The sequence below is a fragment of the Pseudomonas sp. SB113 genome (assembly GCF_040754745.1).
Classification (GTDB): domain Bacteria; phylum Pseudomonadota; class Gammaproteobacteria; order Pseudomonadales; family Pseudomonadaceae; genus Aquipseudomonas; species Aquipseudomonas grimontii.
Window position 1 is genome coordinate 113,678 of sequence record NZ_JBFMHW010000007.1, and the last position, 22,983, is coordinate 136,660.

General features: G+C 61.0%; 20 protein-coding genes. 13 read left to right on the forward strand and 7 right to left on the reverse strand.

The window, feature by feature from the left end:
• Positions 1 to 201: 201 nt before the first annotated feature.
• Together recQ and AB1462_RS11585 are read left to right on the forward strand one after the other, a co-directional pair.
• On the forward strand, positions 202 to 2,328 hold the full coding sequence (gene recQ / locus AB1462_RS11580) for a DNA helicase RecQ (RefSeq protein WP_090400068.1): 2,127 nt from the start codon (positions 202 to 204) through the stop codon (positions 2,326 to 2,328).
• Positions 2,329 to 2,449: 121 nt separating this feature from the next.
• Positions 2,450 to 2,884, forward strand: a complete 435-nt coding sequence (locus tag AB1462_RS11585; protein ID WP_090400066.1) for a MarR family transcriptional regulator — start codon at positions 2,450 to 2,452, stop codon at positions 2,882 to 2,884.
• A gap of 123 nt (positions 2,885 to 3,007) precedes the next feature.
• Here the strand turns inward: AB1462_RS11585 and AB1462_RS11590 are convergent, their stop codons facing one another.
• Positions 3,008 to 5,197, reverse strand: coding sequence for a patatin-like phospholipase family protein (locus tag AB1462_RS11590; protein ID WP_315337908.1), 2,190 nt, complete (start codon positions 5,195 to 5,197; stop codon positions 3,008 to 3,010).
• A gap of 84 nt (positions 5,198 to 5,281) precedes the next feature.
• Here AB1462_RS11590 and AB1462_RS11595 point away from each other — a divergent pair, with 84 nt between their 5' ends.
• The gene (locus tag AB1462_RS11595) at positions 5,282 to 5,569 is read left to right on the forward strand and encodes a SelT/SelW/SelH family protein (RefSeq protein ID WP_090400062.1); all 288 of its coding nucleotides are present in this window, start codon (positions 5,282 to 5,284) and stop codon (positions 5,567 to 5,569) included.
• A gap of 40 nt (positions 5,570 to 5,609) precedes the next feature.
• Here the strand turns inward: AB1462_RS11595 and AB1462_RS11600 are convergent, their stop codons facing one another.
• The 3 genes from AB1462_RS11600 to AB1462_RS11610 form a co-directional block, all read right to left on the reverse strand.
• Entirely contained in the window at positions 5,610 to 5,891 is a 282-nt protein-coding gene (locus tag AB1462_RS11600) for a hypothetical protein (protein WP_367246750.1), read from the reverse strand.
• Between the two features lie 131 nt (positions 5,892 to 6,022).
• The gene (locus AB1462_RS11605; RefSeq protein ID WP_367246751.1) at positions 6,023 to 6,907 is read right to left on the reverse strand and encodes a DMT family transporter; all 885 of its coding nucleotides are present in this window, start codon (positions 6,905 to 6,907) and stop codon (positions 6,023 to 6,025) included.
• A 99-nt stretch (positions 6,908 to 7,006) separates the two neighbouring features.
• The gene (locus tag AB1462_RS11610) at positions 7,007 to 7,756 is read right to left on the reverse strand and encodes an AraC family transcriptional regulator (protein WP_367246752.1); all 750 of its coding nucleotides are present in this window, start codon (positions 7,754 to 7,756) and stop codon (positions 7,007 to 7,009) included.
• 137 nt (positions 7,757 to 7,893) lie between these two features.
• On the opposite strand from AB1462_RS11610, the gene AB1462_RS11615 reads away from it, so the two are divergent.
• Positions 7,894 to 8,703 (forward strand): UDP-2,3-diacylglucosamine diphosphatase, encoded by an 810-nt coding sequence (locus AB1462_RS11615; protein WP_090400052.1) that lies wholly within the window; start codon positions 7,894 to 7,896, stop codon positions 8,701 to 8,703.
• A gap of 124 nt (positions 8,704 to 8,827) precedes the next feature.
• Here the strand turns inward: AB1462_RS11615 and AB1462_RS11620 are convergent, their stop codons facing one another.
• The 3 genes from AB1462_RS11620 to phhA form a co-directional block, all read right to left on the reverse strand.
• Positions 8,828 to 10,021, reverse strand: coding sequence for an amino acid aminotransferase (locus AB1462_RS11620; RefSeq protein WP_367246754.1), 1,194 nt, complete (start codon positions 10,019 to 10,021; stop codon positions 8,828 to 8,830).
• A complete protein-coding gene (locus AB1462_RS11625; protein WP_010208721.1) occupies positions 10,021 to 10,377 on the reverse strand; it encodes a 4a-hydroxytetrahydrobiopterin dehydratase in 357 nt (118 codons plus the stop codon). The genes AB1462_RS11620 and AB1462_RS11625 overlap by 1 nt, the downstream gene beginning before the upstream one ends.
• Before the next feature lie 98 nt (positions 10,378 to 10,475).
• A complete protein-coding gene (gene phhA, locus AB1462_RS11630) occupies positions 10,476 to 11,267 on the reverse strand; it encodes a phenylalanine 4-monooxygenase (RefSeq protein ID WP_367246755.1) in 792 nt (263 codons plus the stop codon).
• 258 nt (positions 11,268 to 11,525) lie between these two features.
• Here phhA and AB1462_RS11635 point away from each other — a divergent pair, with 258 nt between their 5' ends.
• From AB1462_RS11635 to AB1462_RS11675, 9 genes are all read left to right on the forward strand, one after another.
• Positions 11,526 to 13,088 (forward strand): sigma-54-dependent transcriptional regulator, encoded by a 1,563-nt coding sequence (locus AB1462_RS11635; RefSeq protein WP_367246756.1) that lies wholly within the window; start codon positions 11,526 to 11,528, stop codon positions 13,086 to 13,088.
• 232 nt (positions 13,089 to 13,320) lie between these two features.
• Positions 13,321 to 14,061 (forward strand): flagellar basal body rod protein FlgF, encoded by a 741-nt coding sequence (locus AB1462_RS11640; protein ID WP_090400044.1) that lies wholly within the window; start codon positions 13,321 to 13,323, stop codon positions 14,059 to 14,061.
• 72 nt (positions 14,062 to 14,133) lie between these two features.
• The gene (gene flgG, locus AB1462_RS11645) at positions 14,134 to 14,919 is read left to right on the forward strand and encodes a flagellar basal-body rod protein FlgG (protein ID WP_027603835.1); all 786 of its coding nucleotides are present in this window, start codon (positions 14,134 to 14,136) and stop codon (positions 14,917 to 14,919) included.
• 53 nt (positions 14,920 to 14,972) lie between these two features.
• Entirely contained in the window at positions 14,973 to 15,668 is a 696-nt protein-coding gene (gene flgH, locus AB1462_RS11650) for a flagellar basal body L-ring protein FlgH (protein WP_090400042.1), read from the forward strand.
• A 27-nt stretch (positions 15,669 to 15,695) separates the two neighbouring features.
• Positions 15,696 to 16,784, forward strand: a complete 1,089-nt coding sequence (locus AB1462_RS11655) for a flagellar basal body P-ring protein FlgI (RefSeq protein WP_033901075.1) — start codon at positions 15,696 to 15,698, stop codon at positions 16,782 to 16,784.
• A 4-nt stretch (positions 16,785 to 16,788) separates the two neighbouring features.
• Positions 16,789 to 18,057 carry a flagellar assembly peptidoglycan hydrolase FlgJ gene (gene flgJ / locus AB1462_RS11660; protein WP_090400039.1) on the forward strand — a complete coding sequence of 423 codons (1,269 nt, stop codon included), beginning with the start codon at positions 16,789 to 16,791 and terminating at the stop codon, positions 18,055 to 18,057.
• A gap of 10 nt (positions 18,058 to 18,067) precedes the next feature.
• A complete protein-coding gene (gene flgK, locus AB1462_RS11665; protein ID WP_146371554.1) occupies positions 18,068 to 20,113 on the forward strand; it encodes a flagellar hook-associated protein FlgK in 2,046 nt (681 codons plus the stop codon).
• 14 nt (positions 20,114 to 20,127) lie between these two features.
• Positions 20,128 to 21,720 (forward strand): flagellar hook-associated protein 3, encoded by a 1,593-nt coding sequence (locus AB1462_RS11670; protein ID WP_090400037.1) that lies wholly within the window; start codon positions 20,128 to 20,130, stop codon positions 21,718 to 21,720.
• Between the two features lie 276 nt (positions 21,721 to 21,996).
• Positions 21,997 to 22,926 carry a ketoacyl-ACP synthase III gene (locus AB1462_RS11675; protein ID WP_367246757.1) on the forward strand — a complete coding sequence of 310 codons (930 nt, stop codon included), beginning with the start codon at positions 21,997 to 21,999 and terminating at the stop codon, positions 22,924 to 22,926.
• The last annotated feature ends 57 nt before the right edge of the window (positions 22,927 to 22,983 follow it).

The window sequence follows — 22,983 nt, forward strand, 5'->3', positions numbered from 1 at the left end:
CCAGGTTTTAGAGACGGGCTGCAATTCGTCAGCGGCGCCCTTTGCCGGATGACGCTCGGGTATACTGCCGCGTTTTGTGATGCCCCTGCAGGCCAAGCGCCAGGCCGAGAAAACTTCGCTTACGGATTATTTTCCGTGAGGCCGCATTTTTTCGGCCAGCCTGTACAGAGGGATTTCGGCACTATTTTGTTGGAGTTATACATGCTCGATCAGGCTCAACGCGTCCTCAAGGACATCTTCGGCTACGACAGTTTTCGTGGCCGCCAGGGTGCGATCATTGAGCGCGTGGCCAAGGGTGGTGATGCCCTGGTCCTGATGCCTACCGGGGGTGGCAAGTCGTTGTGTTTCCAGGTACCCGCGCTGTTGCGTAACGGGCTGGCGGTGGTGGTGTCGCCGCTGATCGCGTTGATGGACGATCAGGTTGCGACCCTGGAAGAACTCGGCGTCGCTGCCGCGGCCTTGAACTCCACCCTCAGTGCCGAGCAGCAACGCGACCTGGCCGCGCGGATCAAGCGCGGTGAAGTGAAGATGCTCTACCTGGCGCCGGAACGGCTGGTGCAGCCGCGCATGCTGGCGTTTTTGCAGAGCCTGGAAATTGCCCTGTTCGCCATCGACGAAGCTCACTGCGTATCGCAATGGGGTCACGATTTCCGTCGCGAATACCTGCAACTGGGTCAACTGGCGGAGCTGTTTCCCGACGTCCCGCGCATCGCCCTGACCGCCACCGCCGACAAGCGCACCCGTGAAGAAATCGTCGAGCGGCTGCACCTTCAGAACGCCGAGCGTTTCCTGTCGAGCTTCGACCGGCCGAATATTTTCTACCGCATCGTACCCAAGGAGCAGCCGCGCAAGCAGTTGCTGGCGTTCCTTTCCGAACGGCGCAGCGATGCGGGCATTGTCTATTGCCTGTCGCGCAAGAAGGTCGATGAAGTGGCCGCGTTCCTCTGCGAGCAGGGCTACCCGGCGCTGCCGTACCACGCCGGCCTGCCCAACGAAACACGCTCTGCCCACCAGAAACGCTTCCTCAACGAGGAAGGCCTGATCATGGTGGCCACCATCGCATTTGGTATGGGCATCGACAAATCCAACGTGCGCTTCGTTGCCCATATGGATCTGCCCAAGTCCCTTGAGGCCTATTACCAGGAGACCGGGCGTGCCGGCCGTGATGGCCTGCCGGCGGACGCGTGGATGGTCTATGGCCTGCAGGACGTGGTGATGCTCAAGCAGATGCTGCAGAACTCCGAAGGCGACGAGCGCCACAAACGCCTGGAGCAGCACAAGCTCGACGCGATGCTCTCGTTGTGTGAAGAGACCCGCTGCCGCCGCCAGACCTTGCTGGCGTACTTCGACGAGGACATGCCGCAACCGTGCGGCCACTGCGATAACTGCATTGATGGTGTGCAGACCTGGGACGCCACCGAGCCGGCCCGCCAGGCACTGTCGACGATCTACCGCACCGGCCAGCGTTATGGCGTAGGCCATCTGGTGGATGTGTTGCTGGGCAAGGACAACGAAAAAGTACGCAGCTTCGGCCACGAAAAACTCTCGGTCTACGGCGTCGGCAAGGCCCGTGCCGAAGGTGAGTGGCGTTCGTTGTTCCGGCAGATGGTCGCGCGTGGCCTGGTGGACATCGATATCGAAGGGTATGGCGGCCTGCGCCTGAACGACAGCTGCCGACCGCTGCTCAAGGGCGAGGTGAGCCTGGAGCTGCGCCGCGACCTCAAGCCGCAAACGACCGCCAAGACCAGCACCAGTCAGGCCAGCCAGCTCGTACGGGGTGAGGAACGCGAACAGTGGGAAGCCCTGCGTACCCTGCGACGCAAACTGGCCCAAGAGCACAGCGTGCCGCCGTACGTTATTTTTCCCGACTCCACGTTGCTGGAAATGCTGCGCGAGCAACCCACCACCATGGCCGAAATGGCGCGGGTCAGCGGCGTCGGTGCGCGTAAGCTGGAGCGCTACGGCCAGGCATTCCTTGAAGTGCTCGGTGGCCAGGCCGAAGCGCCGAAGGAAATCGCCGATATTCGCCATGAACTGATCAGTTTGGCACGCGCCGGCATGACCCCGATCCAGATCGCCGGCCAGCTGCAATGCTCGGAGAAAAACGTCTACACCTTGCTGGCCGAATCCATCGGCAAGCAGCAGTTGTCCCTGGAGCAGGCCCTTGATTTGCCGGAAGATTTGCTCGGCGAGATCCAGGACGCATTCCTTGACGGGGAAGGCGAATTGCCACCGGTTACGGAGATTGCACCGCTGTTTGCCGGTCGTGTTCCGGAAGGGGTTTTGTACTGTGTGCGGGCCGCTTTGCAGTCTGAATTCGAAATTTAGTGTGCCAATTACGACAATGTAACGAATCAGTACATAGCAAGTCTTGCCTAGTGACATGGCTCATGCTTAGCTGACTAATAATTAGCCATACTTTATTTTCAGTCTAAACCATGAGTTTTTTATGCCGTTAACCGATCAACACCGTTTTGGCATGCAGCTGGCGCAAATGTCCCGAGGTTGGCGCGCCGAGCTCGACCGCCGTTTGGCCGGGCTGGGTTTGTCCCAGGCGCGCTGGCTGGTGCTGCTGCACCTGGCTCGTTTCGAAGAAGCACCCACCCAGCGTGAGCTGGCGCAAAGCGTCGGCGTAGAAGGGCCGACCCTGGCCCGGTTGCTCGACAGCCTCGAAGGCCAGGGCTTGGTGCAACGCCAGGCCGTGGTAGAAGACCGTCGCGCCAAACGCATCCTGCTGTGTGACACCGCCAAGCCGTTGATCGAGCAGATCGAGACGATCGCCACGGCGTTGCGTCACGAGCTGTTTGCAGGCGTTGACGAAGAAGATATGCGCGTATGCATGCGGGTGCATGGGCACATCCTGGCGAACCTGGAAAAGTCCTGATCCGCCCCCACGTAGCAGCTGCCGAGCGCAAGCGAGGCTGCGTCAGGCGCGCTGCCGACTCAAACTCGAGTCGCGCCCGACGCAGCCTCGCTTGCGCTCGACAGCTGCTACACGAGGGGGGACTTAGAAGGTTTGCCCGAGGTTCAGGTACACCGCCTTCTGATTATCATCGTTGAACCCATAGCTGAAATTCAGCGGCCCCAGCGGCGTATCAAACCCCAGGAAAATACTCGCGGCGTTGATATAGCCGCTGTCGAATTCATTGTCGTTGTTCCATGCCCGACCCCGTTCCAGGGATGCGCCCAGGTACAGCGGGAAATCCAGTGGCAGGTAGGAGCGCGGCGTCAGCCGGCGGTAGTACACCGCCCGCATCAAACTGATGTTCTGGCCGGAAATCGCATCCTGGCGGAAGCCAGATAACTGCCGCGCACCGCCCAGCAGGAAGCTGGAAATCACCACGTCCGAATCATCCAGGGTACGCCCGTAGCGACCGCCCAGCACCAGGGTGTCCGGGCCGTGGCTCATGGCTTTGTCCAGCTTGAACTCCCATTGCCGGTAGCGCTGGTCCGAGCCCAACCCAGGTTCGAATTCGCGAAAGGCCAGGCCGATATCTTCGCCGCTGTGGGGGAAGTACACGTTATCCAGGGAGTCGAAGGAGTACTTCAGTTCATAGAAGCCCTCGCTGAAGCTCACACTTGGCAGGTCGCGGTCGCCGATGCGCACATCCGCCTTGCCCCAGGCCTCGCCGACACCGAAGCGGATCTCGCCGCTGTTGCCGATCTGGCGTCCCACGTTCAGGCCGAAACCGTAGCGTTCCAGGCGGTATTCGGAGATGGGGTCGTTGTCCAGGATCAGCTCGACGTTCTGTGCCTGGGCGCTGATATACGGCGCGACAAAGTAGCGCGAACCGGTATCCATCGGCTGGTAGAACTCGCTGTACAGCTCCTGCCGATCACCGATCTGTACCCTCGTCAGCCACTCGGCGCCAAGGCGGTTGATACCGTTCATGCGGTAGCTGGCCCCCAGGTTGAAGGCGCTGTCGCCGCGCATATCGTCCGACAGGTTCAGGCCCAGCCGCAGGTAGTCGGTGCCGCTGCGTTTACCGCGCGCACTGATCACCAGGGTGTTGTCCTGGCCCTTTTTCACCACGCGGTATTGCACCTGCTCGAAGTAATCCAGGCCATACAGAGTGCCCATGTCGGTTTGCAGGCGGCCAAGCTCCAGCGGTTCGCCCAACGGTTGGCGGATGTAGTAGCGGATCACGTCGTCGCTGACTTTCGAGTCGTTCTCCACCTTGATCGCGGTAATCACCGGGGTGCGTTCGCCTGGGGTACGCGCCGCCACCAGTTGCGGGTCGATCGGCTCGGCGGGGCGCAAATGTGCCAGGCGGACGTCGAGGGCGCGGGTGGCACGGTAGCCGGCGTCGATCATGTCCTTGGCGCGGCCGAAATCGGTCACGCCATAGGCGGCCAGGGGCGGCTGGATCAGTACGTCCTTGGGGTGCAGGGCCTTGAGTTGTTCTTCGGAGTTGCGTCGGGTCATCAGGGTGATGGACTGGTTGAGCACGTCCACCACCGTTGCCAGTTGCTTGCGTGAACGCAACGGGGTGCCGATGTCGACCACGATGGCGATGTCTACGCCCATCTCGCGCGCCACATCCAGTGGGATGTTATCGGTCATGCCGCCATCCACCAGCAGCCGGCCGTCCAGCTCCACCGGCGCGAACACGGCCGGAATCGACATGCTGGCGCGAATCACCTGGGGCAGGTGGCCCTTGCTGAACACCACTTTCTCGCCGGTGGTGATGTCGGTGGCCACGGCGCGGAAGGGGATCGGCAGCTTGTCGAAATTACGCGTGTTGCTGGTGTGGGCGAACATGCTCTCCAGCAACAGCGCCAGGTTCTGGCCCTGGATCACGCCCAGGGGCAGGCCGAGGGAGCCGTCATCGCGAAAGCTGAGCTTCTGCTTGACCAGGAAATCCCGGTCATCCTGCTTGCGTCGAAACGGCACGTCTTCCCGTGGCGGTGCGTCGGACAGCGCCTGTTGCCAGTCGATGCCCAGCGCAAGTTTTTCCAGCTCATCGATCTTGTAGCCCGACGCATACAGCCCACCAATCACCGCGCCCATGCTGGTGCCGGCAATCGCGTCGATATGAATACCCTGTTCCTCGAGGGCCTTGAGCACGCCGATATGCGCCAAGCCCCGGGCGGCACCGCCGGACAGCACCAGGCCGATTTTGGGACGGGGCGTCTCAACGGCATCGGCAAGAAGAGGGAGTAGGCACAGGAACAGGCAGGACAGCAGGCGGCGCATCATGAATCTCGAGGCTGGGCGATAAAGGCCGGTATTATAGCCATCCGATCCTCATCCCTCGTTATGCCAGGAACCTGTCAAATTATGTCTGCGAGCAAACCCGAGATCGTCATCACCTATTGCACCCAGTGCCAGTGGCTGTTGCGCGCCGCATGGCTGGCCCAGGAGCTGTTGAGTACGTTTGCCGAGGACCTGGGCAAAGTGTCGCTGGAGCCGGCAACCGGCGGGGCGTTTCGCATCACCTGCGATGGTGTGCAGATCTGGGAACGCAAGGTTGACGGTGGTTTTCCTGAAGCCAAGGTGCTCAAGCAACGCGTGCGCGACCAGATCGACCCACAACGCGACCTGGGCCACAACGACCGTACGCAATGAAGGTCACCGCCACATCAGGACGGTGACCCCTGGATGCCCGTTATTTGGCGGCCATCTTGCTCTTGATGAAGCCCACGACCCAGGTCAGCACCAGGCCACCCACGCCGCCGCCGACGATATTGCTGCCGACCGCCGCCACATCCAGCGCCTCGCCGCCCGAAGTGCCAGTCAGCACCGCTACGACCTGGCCCAGCACCAGGCCGCCGATACCGCCGAGAAAGGTATTGAGCCCGGTGCCCAGGCTTTGTTTGGTCATGCCGGCCAAATTGCCACCGACGGCGCCGCTGATGATCTGAACCAGCAAGCTGATGAGCATTTCCATGATGTAACCCCTGCATAGCGTTGATGGAGTGACCACTCGCTTGCAGCAACTTCAGAAAACACCATGGCTGTCGTCGAGGAGTCTTTATCCGTTGAACGACGGCTGACTGTTGCGGATGTTTAAAGTATAGATCAGGCCGTTGCAGTGGGCTGTTTGGCCTGGCTGGCGCTGCCCATCAGCCCGGAAAGCACGATGGCGACGATGATCAACGCGCCGCCCAACAGCATGCGCAGGGTCGGGGTTTCGGCGAACAGCAGCCAGGCGACGGTGATGCCGTAGACCGGCTCCATGGCGAACACCACCGAGGCGGTACGCGCCTTGATCACCGCGAGGCTGGCGACAAACAGGCTGTGGGCCAGGCCCGTGCAGAACACACCAAGCAGACCGATCCACAACCAGTCCAGCGCGCGAACGTCCGCCAGCCCCGGCGCGGCCACGGGCAGCAGGCACACCGCGACCACTACGTTCTGGCACAGCGCTGCCTGCACGGGGGGAATCCGTCCGGAGCTGGCGCGGTTGTTCAGCGACAGCAATGAGAACAGCAAGCCCGAGACAATCCCCCAAAGCAGGCCGCCGGTGGCTTCGCTGGCGAGATTGAAGTCCGGCGTTACCAGCACCAGGCCGACGGTGACCAGGGCCACCAGCACGATTTCATTGGCGCGAATACGTTCGCGGAAGATCAGCCCTTCGAGGATCACGGTAAAGGCTGGGAATGCGGTGAACCCCAGCGTGGCGACGGCCACGCCGGCGACCTTGACCGCCATGAAGAACGTCACCCAATGGGCCGCCAGCAACACGCCGCTGACCAGCAGGCGGCGCCAATCCTGCAGCGCCAAAGTTTTCCAGGGGGCGTTACTGGCGAAGCGCGCAAATACTGCCAGGGCAAGCACGGCAAACGCGGCGCGACCGAAGACGATGATGGCCGGCGAGGCGGCCGCCAGCTTGCCGAATACGCCGGTAAGGCCAAACATCAATGCGCCGATATGCAGGGCGCCGAGGGCTGAGCGGGGAGTCATTGCGATCCTTGAACCAACGGGAGTGACAGGGTCGCAGTCTAGAGGGTGCCGGTGCGTGCGTCTGTCGTGCGACTCGCGATTTTTAGCGCAAGGCTCGCCCTACGTGGCGCGCCGCAACGCACCGGGAGAGGCGCCAAACTCGCGGAGCATGGCGGCGGCAAAGGCACTTTGTGAGGTGTAGCCAACCCGCTCGGCGATTTCACCGATGGGCAGCGGCGTCTCGCGCAGCAGGTTCAAGGCCAGTTGCAGGCGACGGCTGCGGATGTAATCCATGGGCGTCTGTCCGCATTCGGCGATGAAGCGCGCATGCAGGCGCGCCACCGACAGGCCGGCGATACGCGCCAGGTCGGCGACCTGCAACGGATGCGCGACGTGTCGCTCGATATGCGCATTGAATGCCGCATACGGCAGGCGACGGCTCGTTACCTGCGGGGCCTGCGAATGATTGAGGCTGGCCAGCAACAGCACCGCGCCCTGTTGGACGATCAGTGGGTCATCCACGGGGCTGTTCGCCAGCCATTGCACCAGTTGGTGTTGCCGGGAATCCAGGGCCAGGCGTGCCGGTTGATCGAGCAGGCGGCGGCTGGCGTCGGCGTGTTCGCCCAGGGATTGCAGGACCCAATGCTCCGTGGGCACATCCAGCACCAGGCAGCGGCTGCCATCGCGACTGCCACAGGCGTGGTGGGCGGAGAAGGGCAGTACCATCACGCTGCTTTCGCGCACCTGGCTGCCGCGGCCATCGACTTCCAGATCCAGATGCCCGGACAGGCCGAACACCAACTGCGCATGGTCATGGCTGTGGGCGATGGGGGCTTCGAGGTAGTGGCGTAGCGTGAGGGTGGGGCTCATCGCGGTCTCCTGGGCAGCAAGGCGCCAGTCTACAACGCTTCGCGGCGGGTGAGCGCTGTCATCAGACTGACGCACGACTGTCATGGGCTATTAATCGCCAAGGCGCAAGCTCGCGAAAACAGCGTCGAGGGATGCCCATGACCAGTGCCGAGTTCACCAAGCCCAGCCGCAAGCAGCGGGTTCGTACCCTGTGGATTTCCGACGTGCACTTGGGCACCCGGGATTGCCAGGCCGAACATTTATCGCAGTTCCTCAAGGGCTACCACGCCGACAAGGTCTACCTGGTAGGCGATATTATCGACGGCTGGAAAATGCGCGGCGGCATGTATTGGCCCCAGGCCCACACCAACGTGATCCGCCGCCTGCTGACCATGGCCAAGCGCGGTACCGAGGTCATCTATGTCACCGGCAACCACGACGAGTTCCTGCGCCGCTATTCCACGTTGATCCTGGGCAACATCCAGCTGGTGGATGAGGCCGTGCACGTGACGGCCGACGGCCGCCATCTGCTGGTGATCCACGGCGACCAGTTTGATGTGATCACCCGTTACCACCGTTGGCTGGCGTTCCTGGGCGACTCGGCCTACGAGTTCACCCTCACTTTGAACCGCTGGTTGAACCACTGGCGCGCCCGCTACGGCTATGGCTACTGGTCTCTGTCGGCGTATCTGAAACACAAGGTCAAGACCGCCGTGAGCTTTATCAGCGATTTTGAAGAAGCCATCGCCCACGAAGTGACCAAGCGCGAGTTGCATGGTGTGGTGTGCGGGCATATTCACCATGCGGAGATTCGCAAAGTGGGCGAGGTGGATTACCTCAATTGCGGGGATTGGGTGGAGTCGTGCACGGCGTTGATCGAGCACTGGGATGGGAGCATCGAGTTGTATCGGTTGGCGGATGCGCAGGCGAAAGAGGCGCTGCTCAAGGCCGAGATGATCATAAACTGAAGGCCAACGCGGTCCAAATGTGGGAGGGGGCTTGATCCCGATGAGGGAGTGTCAGCCAATACACCTGTCATTGACCCACTGCCATCGGGAGCAAGCCCCTCCCACATTTTAAGTCCCGGTTTCTTCAGTGGGATACGTCGGCGATGGCTTCGGCCAGGAGCGTCAGGCGTGTCGCATCAATACCCGCCACGTTGGCCCGCCCCGAACTGACCATATACACGCTGTGCTTCTCGCGCAGTTGTTTCACCTGCCCGGCACTCAAACCGGTGTAGGAAAACATCCCGCGTTGCGCGCCAATGTGCGCAAACCGCTCAGATAAACCGTGGGGCGCCAACGCCTCCACCAGTCCCGAACGCAACTGCGCGATTCGCGCACGCATGGCTTCGACTTCCTCGCTCCACTGCTTTTTCAGCTCGGCATCACCGAGGATGGTCGCGACCACCGCCGCACCATGGTCCGGCGGCGTCGACCACAGGTTGCGCGCGGTATTCGCCAACTGGCTGCGCACATCCGTCAGCTTCTCGGCATCCGCCGCACACACGATCAACGCGCCGACACGGTCGCGGTACAGGCCGAAGTTCTTCGAGCACGAGCTGGTGATCAGTACTTCCGGCAGTTCAGCCGCAAACAAGCGCACCGCCCAGGCGTCCTGCTCCAGGCCGTCGCCAAAGCCCTGGTAGGCGAAGTCGATCAGCGGCAGCAACTGGCGTTCGCGCACGATTTGCAGCACCTGGCGCCAGTCATCCTGGGACAGGTCGAACCCGGTCGGGTTATGGCAGCAGGCGTGCAACAGCACCACGTCGCCCTTGGGCACAGTGGCCAGCGTTGCCAGCATCGCCGCCACATCCAGGCGGTTATCCGCGCCCACGTACGGGTAGTGGCTGACCTTGAGCCCTGCCTTGGCAAAGATGGTTTCGTGGATCGGCCAGGTCGGGTCGCTCAACCATACGCCACGGCCGGGCAGGTTGTGGGCGATAAAGTCGGCGCTCAGGCGCAGGGCGCCGGTGCCGCCTGGGGTCTGGGTCGCGCCGGCACGGTGTTCGCGCAGCAGGACGGAGTCGGCGCCCAGCACCAGTTCGCTGATCAGTGCGCCGAAGGCTGCATCACCGTGGCCGCCGATATAGGTCTTGGTCGCCTGGGTATCAACCAGGCGCTGTTCGGCGCGCTTCACCGACGCTGGAATCGGTGTCAGGCCCTGGTCGTCCTTATAGACGCCCACGCCGAGGTCGAACTTGTTTGGGTTGGCGTCCTGGGCATACAGGTCCATCAATCCGAGGATCGGGTCGCCGGGTACACGGCCGATGGCATCGAAATGCATTACTTGCGGCCCTCGGCGTCCTTGGCCACTTCGTCGGTGCGCGCGGCCATGATGAAGTCGTTGCGGTGCAGGCCCTTGATGGAGTGGCTCCACCAGGTCACGGTGACCTTGCCCCATTCGGTGAGCAGGCCCGGGTGATGGCCTTCGGCTTCGGAGATTTCACCCATGGCGTTGGTAAAGGCCAGGGCGAACTTGAAGTTCTTGAACAGGAAAACCTTTTCCAGCTGCATCACGCCGTCGCGTACTTCGATGTTCCAGTCGGGGATCTGCTTGAGCAGCACCGGCAGTTCTTCATCGCTGACTTGCGGGGCATCGGCGCGGCAGGCTTCGCAGTGGGCTTGGTTCAAGGTGGTCATGGTCGGTGTCCTGAATTCGAATAGGTGAAGGTCAGTGGCGTCACCCTAAAGCAACGCGGGGCCAGGGAACAGACTCACCTGGCCTTAAAAGACGCAGTTCAAGCAGCCTTTGGTTTGGGCGAAAATTTGGGGGCGTGCAAGCCCAGCTGCATACCGCGCTCTACCATGCCCATGATGTCTTCCTGCGCCACTTCAAACAGGCGCTTGAGGTTGGGCAGCACGAAATACAGCGGTTGCAGGATGTCGATGCGATACGGGGTGCGCATCGCTTCCAGCGGGTCAAAGGCTTGGTGCTCAGGCTCGTCGGACAGGCAGTACACGCTTTCCTTGGGCGACGACAGAATCCCGCCACCGTAGATGCGCCGGCCTTCGGGGGTATCCACCAGGCCGAACTCGATGGTCATCCAGTACAGGCGCGCCAGGTACACCCGTTGCTCCTTGGTGGCCGCCAGGCCGAGCTTGCCGTAGGTATGGGTGAATTCGGCGAACCAGGGGTTGGTCAGCAGCGGGCAGTGGCCAAAGATCTCGTGGAAAATATCCGGCTCTTGCAGGTAATCCAGTTCTTCGCGGGTACGAATAAAGGTCGCCACCGGAAACTGCTTGTTGGCGAGCAATTCGAAAAACGTCTGGAAGGGGATCAGCGCCGGTACGCGGGCGACTTGCCAGCCGGTGGTGGCGGACAGCACCTGGTTGATTTCACCCAGTTGCGGAATGCGATCCAGGGGCAGGCCGAGCTTGTCGATGCCGTCCAGGTATTCCTGGCACGCGCGGCCCTCGATCACTTTCAATTGACGGGTGATCAGGGTGTGCCACACCGCGTGTTCTTCCGGCGGGTAGTGGATAAAACCTTGCGCATCGGGCTCGCGGGCCACGTAGTGCGTCTGCTTCATACGGCTCTCCTGCTAGGCATTAATTCTTGTTATGTCCTGCGATGAGCCTATTGATACTCCGTGCGGGGCAAGATTCACATCGGCTTCAAACGCGTCAAAGTAGGAAAAATTACCGTTTTTCGTAAAGTATTCGTTACGCTTGCGGGGTTGGTTGCCGTATTGGGCTGGGAAAAGCCTGCAAGCTGTCACATAATTTTGACGACTTTCTGCGCCCAGCGACAAAAAGACGCGGCGCCTACCCACTTTCCGGGCCTTTTCATGCGTATCAAAGTGCACTGCCAGAACCGCATCGGCATCCTGCGGGACATCCTCAACCTGTTGGTGGAATACGGCGTCAACGTCGCCAAGGGTGAGGTGGGTGGCGAGCATGGCAACGCCATTTACCTGTTCTGCCCGAACCTGGTGAACATGCAGTTTCAGGCGTTGCGCCCGCAGTTCGAGGCGATTGCCGGGGTGTTCGGGGTTAAACGGGTAGGGCTGATGCCCAGTGAGCGTCGGCATATGGAGCTCAATGCGCTACTCGGTGCGCTTGAATTTCCGGTGCTGTCGATCGACATGGGCGGTTCAATCGTCGCCGCCAACCGTGCGGCCGCGCAGTTGCTCGGGGTGCGGGTGGATGAGGTGCCGGGCATTCCGCTGTCGCGTTACGCCGAGGATTTCGATTTGCCGGAGCTGGTGCGCGCGAGTAAATCGCGGATCAATGGCTTGCGGGTCAAGGTCAAGGGTGATGTGTTCCTGGCGGACATCGCGCCGCTGCAATCCTCCGAGCACGATGACAGCGAAGCCATGGCCGGTGCCGTCTTGACCCTGCACCGTGCCGACCGCGTGGGCGAGCGTATCTACAATGTGCGCAAACAGGAGCTGCGCGGTTTCGACAGTATCTTCCAAAGCTCCAAGGTCATGGCTGCCGTGGTGCGTGAAGCACGGCGCATGGCGCCGTTGGATGCGCCTCTATTAATAGAGGGCGAAACCGGCACCGGCAAGGAACTGCTGGCGCGCGCTTGTCACCTGGCCAGCCCGCGCGGGCAATCGCCGTTGATGGCGCTGAACTGCGCCGGGTTGCCCGAGTCGATGGCCGAGACCGAATTGTTCGGCTACGGCCCCGGCGCGTTTGAAGGCGCGCGGGCCGAAGGCAAGCTCGGGCTGCTGGAACTGACGTCAGGCGGTACGTTGTTTCTCGATGGCGTCGGGGAAATGAGCGCGCGCTTGCAGGTGAAATTGCTGCGTTTCCTGCAGGACGGCTGCTTTCGGCGCGTGGGCAGTGACGAAGAGGTGTACCTGGATGTGCGGGTGATCTGCGCCACCCAGGTGGACCTGTCCGAACTTTGCGCCCGTGGCGAATTCCGCCAGGACCTCTATCACCGCCTTAACGTGCTGTCCTTGCATATCCCACCCCTGCGCGAATGCCTCGACGGCCTTGCGCCCTTGGTCGAGCACTTTCTCGACCAGGCCAGTCGGCAGATCGGCTGCCCGCTGCCCAAGCTGGCGCCTGCCGCGATGGACAGGCTCAGCCACTACCACTGGCCGGGGAATGTGCGGCAGTTGGAAAACGTGCTGTTCCAGGCGGTGTCGCTGTGTGAGGGCGGGACGGTCAAGGTCGAGCACATTCGCCTGCCGGACTACGGCGTGCGCCAACCGCTTGGCGATTTTTCCCTGGAGGGCGGCTTGGAGGCGATTGTCGGGCGCTTCGAGAAGGCGGTGCTGGAGAGCCTGTATGCCGAACATTCCAGCAGCCGGCAGTTGGGGAAACGCCTGGGGGTGTCGCACACCACCATCGCCAATAAGTTGCGTGATTACGAAATCCTCAAGGCGGACAAATAACCAACTGCCCCTCCTGCATTGGTTCTCTGTCACTCGTAAGACGGGTACTTGCCGTAAGCGGCATAAGTCCGCCGTTTTTTCGACTATCTCCAGTCCTTCAAATCCTGCTGCCTGCCCGCAAACCCCAGCCCCGCCTGGACTTTTCCCTGTTTTTAAAAGTTGGTTCGCAAATTGCTTAAGCCTCATCAGTACAGCGGTGGGCGGCAAGCCTGCGTCAGAAAGAGGAAAGAGCGTGGACAAGTACCTTTATGTGGCAATGACCGGCGCCAGCCAGAATGCACTGGCGCAGAAGGCCCATGCCAACAACTTGGCGAACATTTCCACCAACGGTTTTCAACGTGACCTGGAACAGGCGCGTTCGATGCCGGTGTTCGGTGACAGCTTTCCGGCGCGTGCATTTGCCATGACCGAACGTCCCGCGACCGACTTCAGCCCTGGCGCGATGATCGAGACCGGTCGCGACCTGGATGTGGCGGTGAACGGCAATGGCTGGATGGCGGTGCAAACCCCGGATGGCGGTGAAGCGTACGTGCGCAGTGCCAGCATGAACGTCGATGCGCTGGGTGTGCTGCGCGCCGGCAACGGCATGCCGATCATGGGCAACGGTGGGCCGATTGCCGTGCCGCCGCAGCAGAAAATCGAAGTGGGCGCCGACGGCACCATCAGCATCCGCGCCATGGGCGAAGGCCCGCGGGTGATGGCTGAAGTGGACCGCATCAAGCTGGTCCAGCCCGACCTCAAGAATATGAATAAAGGCCTGGATGGCACCATCCACACCAAGGATGGCCAGCCGGCCGTGGCCGATGCGAACGTCACGCTGACCTCGGGTTTCCTGCAGGCGAGCAACGTCAACGCCGTGGAAGAAATGACCGCGGTCCTGGCGCTTTCCAAGCAGTTCGAGCTGCACATCAAGATGATGAACAGCGCCAAGGAAGACGACCAGGCCATGACCCGCGTCATGGCGATGAGCTGATTGCAGCGTTATTGACCGACTACTAATTTTTGCAGCGCAGCGCCAACAAACAGGCGCACGAAGGAGAACAGCATGCTTCCGGCTCTATGGGTTGCCAAAACAGGTCTGTCCGCCCAGGACACCAACCTGACCACCATTTCCAACAACTTGGCCAACGTGTCGACCACGGGTTTCAAACGTGACCGCGCCGAGTTCCAGGACTTGCTCTACCAGATCAAACGCCAGCCAGGCGCCCAGTCGACCCAGGACAGCGAATTGCCGTCGGGCCTGCAACTGGGTACCGGTGTGAAGATCGTTGGTACCCAGAAGAACTTCAACGCCGGTAACCTGCAGCAGACCGGCCAGCCGCTGGACATGGCCATCAACGGTAAAGGGTTCTTCCAGATCCTGCAGCCGGATGGGACCACTTCCTACACCCGTGACGGTACCTTCCACCTGGACTCCAATGGCCAGATCGTGACGGCCAACGGTTTCGCCCTGGAACCGGCTATCGTCGTGCCGAACAACGCCCAGACCTTCACCGTCGGCAACGACGGCACCGTGTCGATCACCGTGGCCGGTAACCCGGCGTCGCAAGTGATCGGCAACCTGCAAACCGCCGACTTCATCAACCCGGCCGGCCTGCAGGCGATGGGTAATAACCTGTTCCTGGAAACCGCTTCCAGCGGCGCGCCGCAAATCGGCACTCCAGGCCTGAACGGTTTCGGCACCACGCTGCAAAGCACCCTGGAAACGTCCAACGTCAGCACCGTTGAAGAGATGGTCAACATGATCACCACTCAGCGCGCCTACGAGATGAACTCCAAAGTGATCTCCACCGCCGACCAGATGCTTTCGTTCGTAACGCAGAATCTGTAATCAAGTCTATGGGGCGCTCCTTAGAGCGCCTGCAACACCGTGAGGTAAGGGTCATGAATCGCTTTGTTTCTGTCTTGGCATTGAGTGGGATTGCCGTGCTCGCGGGCTGTGTCGCCCCGACGCCAAAACCCAATGACCCGTACTACGCGCCGGTGTTGCCGCGCACGCCATTGCCGGCGGCGGCCAACAATGGCTCGATCTACCAGGCCGGTTTCGAACAGAACCTGTACAGCGACCGCAAGGCGTTCCGCGTGGGTGACATCATCACCATCACCCTGAACGAGCGAACCCAGGCCAGCAAGAACGCCAACTCCCAGATCGACAAGACCAGTACGGCCAGCATTGGTTTGAGCTCGCTGTTTGGCGCCGTGCCCAACACCAATAACCCCCTGGGCAATGGTGACCTGAGTCTGAATGCCGGCTACAGCGGTGATCGCGCCACCAACGGCAAGAGTGCGGCAGCGCAGGGCAACAGCTTGAGCGGTTCGGTCACTGTGACGGTGGCCGATGTATTGCCCAACGGCATCATCGCCGTGCGCGGTGAGAAGTGGATGACGCTCAATACCGGCGACGAGCTGGTGCGCATTGCCGGCATGGTCCGTGCTGATGATATTTCCACCGACAACACGGTGTCGTCGACGCGCATTGCCGATGCACGCATTACCTACTCGGGTACAGGTTCGTTCGCTGATGCGAGTCAGCCGGGCTGGTTCGACCGTTTCTTCCTTAGCCCGCTGTTCCCTTTCTAGGTGGCCACTTTGAAACTCAAACAGCTGATGGCGGCGGCACTCCTGCTGAGTCTGAGCGCAGTCGCCCAGGCCGAACGCCTGAAAGACATCGCCAGCATCTCTGGCGTGCGTTCCAACCAGTTGATCGGCTACGGCCTGGTGGTGGGGCTCAACGGCACGGGTGACCAGACCACCCAGACCCCGTTTACCCTGCAGACCTTCAACAACATGCTCTCGCAGTTCGGCATCAAGGTGCCGGCGGGTTCGGGCAACGTGCAGTTGAAGAACGTCGCGGCGGTGTCGATCAGTGCCGATTTGCCGGCGTTTTCCAAGCCGGGCCAGGTGGTCGACATCACCGTGTCGTCCATCGGTAACTCCAAAAGCCTGCGCGGCGGCACCTTGCTGATGACCCCACTTAAAGGTATCGACGGCAACGTCTATGCCATCGCTCAGGGCAACCTGGTAGTGGGCGGGTTTGACGCCGAAGGTCGCGACGGTTCGAAGATCACCGTCAACGTGCCGTCGGCCGGTCGCATCCCCGGTGGCGCCACGGTTGAACGCACCGTGCCGAGCGGTTTCAACCAGGGCAACAGCCTGACCCTGAACCTCAACCGTTCGGACTTCACCACCGCCAAGCGTGTGGTCGACAAGATCAACGACATGCTCGGCCCTGGCGTGGCCCAAGCCATCGACGGCGGCTCGATCCGCGTCACCGCGCCGCTGGACCCAAGCCAGCGCGTGGACTACCTGTCGATCCTGGAAAACCTCGAAGTCGACCCCGGCCAGGCGGTGGCCAAGGTCATCATCAATTCGCGTACCGGTACCATCGTGATCGGCCAGAACGTCAAGGTCTCGCCGGCCGCCGTGACACACGGCAGCCTGACCGTGACCATCACCGAAGACCCGATCGTCAGCCAGCCTGGGCCATTGTCCAATGGCCAGACGGCGGTGGTGCCACGCTCGCGAGTGAATGCCCAGCAAGAAGCCAAGCCGATGTTCAAGTTCGGCCCCGGCACCACCCTCGATGAGATTGTGCGTGCAGTGAACCAGGTGGGCGCAGCGCCAGGCGACTTGATGGCGATCCTCGAAGCTTTGAAGCAGGCCGGCGCGTTGCAAGCCGACCTGATCGTGATTTAACGCCATGGCCATGGACATGCGTAACAGCGGCCTGACCAGCACGGCGGATTCGGGTTCGTATTCCGACTTGAATCGCCTGAACCAGTTGAAGGTCGGCGACAAGAACAGCGAAGGCAACATGCGCAAGGTGGCGCAGGAATTCGAATCGCTGTTCTTGAGCGAAATGCTCAAGTCCATGCGCTCGGCCACCGAGGCACTGGGTAAAGACAACCCGATGAATACCCCGGCGGCCAAGCAGTACCAGGAAATGTACGACCAGCAACTGGCGGTTTCGATGTCCCGCGAAGGCGGCGGTATCGGCCTGGCCGATGTGCTGATGCGCCAGATGCAGAAGAACAAGCCGGTGGACGCCCAGGCGGCCACCTTGCAGGGCCCGGCGGCGGCCGAGGCGGTCAAGAAAGTCGATGTGCCGACGCAAATTGCCGCCGGTACCCAGGCCGAGGGCCCGTTGGGGCGTTCCAATGGCCAGCGTCCACTGTGGGCCTATCGCGTGGCGGAGCCCCAGGCGGGTGCCGCTGCGGCCCACAGCAACGACATCGCACTGATGAACCAGCGCCGTATCGCCTTGCCGAGCAAGCTGACCGATCGCCTGCTCGCCGGCATCGTGCCGAGCACCGACACCACCACCGTTGCCCAGGCGGCGCCGCTGCGTAACAGCGCGGCTGCCGACAACGTGGTCAACAGCACTGCGCGCACGTTTGCCGTACCGAGCGGGCGCATGCAGGTCTACGGTCGCGCCGTGGCCCAGCCGCCATTGGCGCCGGTGAAGAAGGCGTTCAGTTCCCAGGATGAATTTGTCGCGACCATGTTGCCGATGGCCAAGGCGGCCGCGGCGCGTATCGGTGTCGATCCGAAGTACCTGGTGGCTCAGGCCGCCCTGGAAACCGGTTGGGGCAAGTCGGTGATGCGCGCCCAGGATGGCAGCAGCAGCCACAACCTGTTCGGTATCAAGGCCGGCCAGAGTTGGCAGGGCGGTCAGGCACGTGCGATCACCAGCGAGTTTCGTGATGGGGCGATGGTCAAGGAAACGGCGCAGTTCCGCTCCTACGATTCTTACCAGGACAGCTTCCATGACCTCGTGACGTTGCTGCAAAGCAATGATCGCTATAAAGAAGTTGTGAAGTCGGCCGATAACCCGGAACAGTTTGTACGCGAGTTGCAAAAGGCCGGTTATGCAACTGACCCGGACTACGCCAGCAAGATTTCGCAGATCGCGAAAACCATGAACAGTTACCAGAACTACGCTGCCGCGGGCGCGACCACTCATTTATAAGGTCTGAACCATGAGTTTGCTCAATATCGGGATGTCGGGGCTTAACGCCGCTCAAGGATCGTTGTCGGTCTTGAGTAACAACATTGCCAACGTCAATACTCCGGGTTACTCCCGCCAGCAGAGCGCTCAGACCGCCAATGCGTCGAACCAGTTCGGCGGTGTGTTCATCGGCAGCGGCACGACCCTGGCGGATGTGCGTCGGGTGTACAACGAGTATCTGGATACTGCCTACCAAAACAGCACATCGTTGAGTGCGGACGCCAATGCGTACCAGGGCCAGATCGGCAGTGTGGACAAGTTGTTGTCGGACCGCACCACTGGCATGTCGTCGGTACTCAGCTCGTTTTTTGCAACGTTGCAGACGGCTTCGTCGAACCCTAATGACCTTTCGGCCCGGCAACTGCTGGTTGCCAATGCCCAGACCCTGACCAATCGCTTCAACTCGCTGTCGACGCAACTGACCCAGCAAAAAGAAACCATCAACAGCCAGTTGAGCACCATGAGTGACCAGGTCAACCAACTGACCGCCTCGATTGCCTCGCTGAACAAGCAGATCTTCCAGGCCCAAGGTTCGGCCAGCAGCGCGCCAGCCAACCTGCTGGACTCGCGTAATGAGGCCGTGCGCTCGCTCAACGAGCTGATCGGTGTGACTGCGACGGAAAAGAACGGCCAATTCAGTATTACCACCGGCACTGGCCAGTCGCTGGTGGAGGGTGGGATTGTCAACACGATTTCTGCGGTGCCGAGCAAATCGGATAACAGTCAGTACACCATTCAACTGAATGTCAGCGGCACCGCCCTGGACCTCGGTTCGGTGGTCAGTGGCGGCAGCATTGGTGGCCTGTTGCGTTATCGCAGCGACGCCCTGATGCCGGCTATCAATGAGCTGGGCCGCCTGGCCATTGCCACCGCCGATACCATCAACAACCAGTTGGGTCAGGGCCTGGACTTGAATGGTGATTTCGGTACCTCGCTGTTCAAGGACATCAACAGCGCTGCCGCCATTGCTTCACGCAGCCAGGGCGCGGCGGGCAACAGTGCCACCGCCAGCAACCTGAACGTGACGATCACTGACAGCAGCAAGCTCACCACGTTCGACTACCAGGTCACCTTCAGCGACAATACCAACCCGAACATGGTCACGGTGCTGCGCTCCGACGGCAAGGCCATGGGCACCTTCGACATCACCGCTGCCAACCAGGTGCCGATGGACGGCTTCACCCTGGCCCTTGATGGCAAGGGCAGCATGAGCTTCCCCGACAGCTATAAAGTCAGCCCTACTGCCACCGGTGCCAGTGCTATCGGCGTGGAGATGGCCGATGCCAACAAGCTCGCATTTGCCGGCCCGCTGATCGGCGAGAGCGGCAAGACCAATGCCGGCACGGGCACGTTTACCCAGCCGTCGTTGAGCGTTCCGTTGGACATCCACGGCGGGGCGGCTACCGCGCAGTTACGTACGGATATTAAAGGCCTGATGCCGGTCAAAATGGTGTTCGGCAAGCCGGCTGCGGACGGCACTCAGTCGTATACGATCAGTAATGCCCAGGGCAAGGCGATCGGTACCGGCACCATCATTCCGGGGCAGGGCAACAAGATCAGCGTCAATGTGCCCGAGTTGGATGCCACCGGCGCCGTGATCCCAGGTTCCGGCTTCAAATTCGACACCACCATCAACGGTTCGCCGGCTGATGGTGACAGCACGACCTTTTCGTTCAACAGCGGCGGCAAGTCCGATGGCCGCAACGCCCAACAGTTGCTTGATCTGCAGACCAAGGCCACTGTGGGTCTGGGGGGGGGTAACGTCGGCGTGAGCCTGACCGGTGCCAACAGCCGCCTGGTCTCCCAGGTCGGTGCCAAGGCCAACCAGTCCGGTGTTGACGTTTCTGCGACCGGCGCCTTACTGGCGGCCAACAAGGCTGCGCGCAACTCCGTGTCCGGGGTCAACCTGGATGACGAGGCGGGCGACATGATCAAGTTCCAGCAGTACTACACCGCGTCGTCGCAGATCATCAAGGCTGCGCAGGAAACCTTCACTACATTGATCAATAGCCTTTAAGGGAGTCTGGGACGATGCGTATTTCTACACAGCAGTATTTCGAAACCAGCTCCGCCAATTACCAGCAGAACTATTCCAGCGTGGTGAAGGCCCAGGATCAGGCAAGCAGCGGTGTGCGCGTGCAAACGGCGGCGGATGATCCGGTGGCGGCGGCGCGGTTGCTGATGCTGCAACAGCAGAAAGACATGCTGGGGCAATTCAACGGCAATATCGACACGCTGAAAAATTCGCTGAGCACCGAAGACAGCGTGCTGGAAAACATCAACATAGCTGTGCAAAGGGCCAGTGAGTTGGCCCTGAAGGCGGGTAACGTCGGTATCAGTGATGCCGACCGCAAGTCGACGGCCGCTGAAATCGGTTCCCTGGAAGACCAGATCATGGGTCTGCTCAATACCAAGGATTCCACCGGCAATTACCTGTTTTCCGGGAGCAAGACCGACACGCCGCCTTATTCGCGCAACAACGACGGCACCTACACCTATCAGGGCGATGACACTCCGCTGACCCTGAAAGTCGCCGAAAACCTGTCGATCTCGATGGGGGATACCGCCAAGAGCATGCTTGAAACCGCGGCCAATACCGGGCGTACGCAAGCCACGCGCGTGCTGCCGAACCCGGCTGTGGATGTGGATGACGGTAAAGTCACCGTATCGGCAGGCCTGATTGCTTCGGGCACCAGCAGCGACAAATTTGCCGACGGCCAGCCGTACAAGCTGACCTTTACCAGCAGTACCCAGTACACCGTCAGCGACAAGGCCGGCAAGGACATCACTTCCGAGATCCCGGGCAACGGCACCTTCGACTCCACCAAGGAAGGCGCCTCCACCCTCAACCTGCGTGGGGTCAAGTTCGACATCGGCTTGAACCTGGGCAAAGACGTATTGCCGGGCGCGCCGTCGGACCTGGTGGTGGCGGGCCGCGAGTTCAGCCTGTCGATCAAGCCTGACTCGTTCAGTGTGTCGCGGACGCCAAGCAATCCGAGCACGGCGCAGTTGACGGGCGGTGCAGTGACCGATCAGGCCGCCTATTCCAGTACGTTCCCCAACTCCGGCCTGGTGATCAAGTTCGGCGCGGCGGGTGCTTACAGCGTCTACGCGCAGCCTTACAGCGCAGACAGCAAAGCCATCGCCAGCGATACGCTGGCCGCCGGTGCCACCTCGATCACGGTGGCGGGTGTTACCCTGGGCGTCAGTGCGGATCCTGCAGACGGCGATCAGTTCCTGGTCGGTGCCACCAGTAACAAGAACGAGAACGTGCTCGACACCCTCAGTCGCCTGCGTCGGACCCTCGAGACACCGTCGGATGGCAACCCGGCATTGCAGAAGGAACTCAAGGATGTGGTGGCCAGATCGATCGGCAACCTGACCAATGCCTACAGCCAGATCGACCAGATTCGTGGTGGCATCGGTGCGCGCCTCAACACCCTGGATATCCAGGTGCAGGAAAACACCAGCATTGGCCTGGCCAATACCACAACCATGAACTCGCTGGGCAATGTCGACTTCGCCGAAGCGGCCATCAACCTCAGCCTGCAACAAACCATGCTGCAGGCGTCACAACTGGCCTTCGTGAAAATCTCGCAGTTGAGCCTGTTCAACAAGATGTAAGTGGCGTCACGTCAAGCGGCCCGCTCTGGAAACAGGGCGGGCCGCTGTCGTTTCTGCGGCTAAATTGTTGAAACGTTTTGCACAATCCAAACAAAATTGAGTGACCTATGAGTCATAAAGCGCATCTTCACTGTATCGTGTGAAAAGGATAAGTCGTCACAGGGTCCTTGCGAGGCGGCTTTCAGCGAGATTTTTATGGGGTTATCCCCTTTATTGTCAGCACTCCAGGCGCAGTCCTCGGGGTGTTCTCCAGCTATTTAGTATTGGGAAGCCACAATGATTGGCATAAAAAGCATCGCCAGTTACGTGCCGGCAGACGGGATCGATAACTACGCCCAGGGTGCCAAGTTCGCCAAGGATGAAGAATTCATCATCGGCAAGATCGGTTCGGCGTTCCTGCCGCGCAAGGAAGCCGCGCAGGAAACCTCCGATCTGTGTGTCGAGGCGGTCAACGCTTTGTTTGCCAACAATCCGGACTTGAAGCGCGAGTCCATCGATGCGCTGATCGTCGTCACCCAGAACGGCGATGAAGAGGGTTTGCCCCATACGGCTGCGATCGTCCAGGACAAACTGGGCCTGCCCACGCACGTGGCGGCGTTTGATATTTCCCTGGGCTGCTCCGGCTACGTCTACGGTATCTACGCGATGAAGGGCTTCATGGAAGCCACCGGCCTGAAAAACGGCCTGTTGGTCACCGCCGACCCGTATTCGAAGATCGTCGACCCGGAAGACCGCAACACCACCATGCTGTTCGGCGATGCCGCCACCGCTACCTGGATGGGCGAAGATGCGCCGTGGTTGCTGGGCAAGGCCAAGTTCGGCACCGACGGTTCCGGCGCACCGCACCTCAAGGTCAGCGATGGCGTGTTCTTCATGAACGGCCGCCAGGTATTCAACTTCGCCTTGCTCAAGGTGCCGGCGCATTTGCACGAGCTGCTCAACGAGTCGGACCTTGCGGCCGATGAGATCGATGCGTTCTGCATTCACCAGGGCAGTGCGGCGATTGTCGACGCCGTGGCGCGTCGCTTTGAAGATGCACCGGTGGACAAGTTCATCAAGGACATGGTCGAGACCGGCAACACCGTGTCGTCGAGCATTCCGTTGCTGCTGGAAAAGCATGTGATCGACGCCACCTGGAAGCGCGTGGCCATCAGTGGTTTTGGTGTGGGGTTGTCGTGGGGGTCGGCGATTCTCTATCGTTCGTGAGGTTTTAACCGGCTTCAAAAGAAACGCCGATGATCGAGAGATCATCGGCGTTTTTTT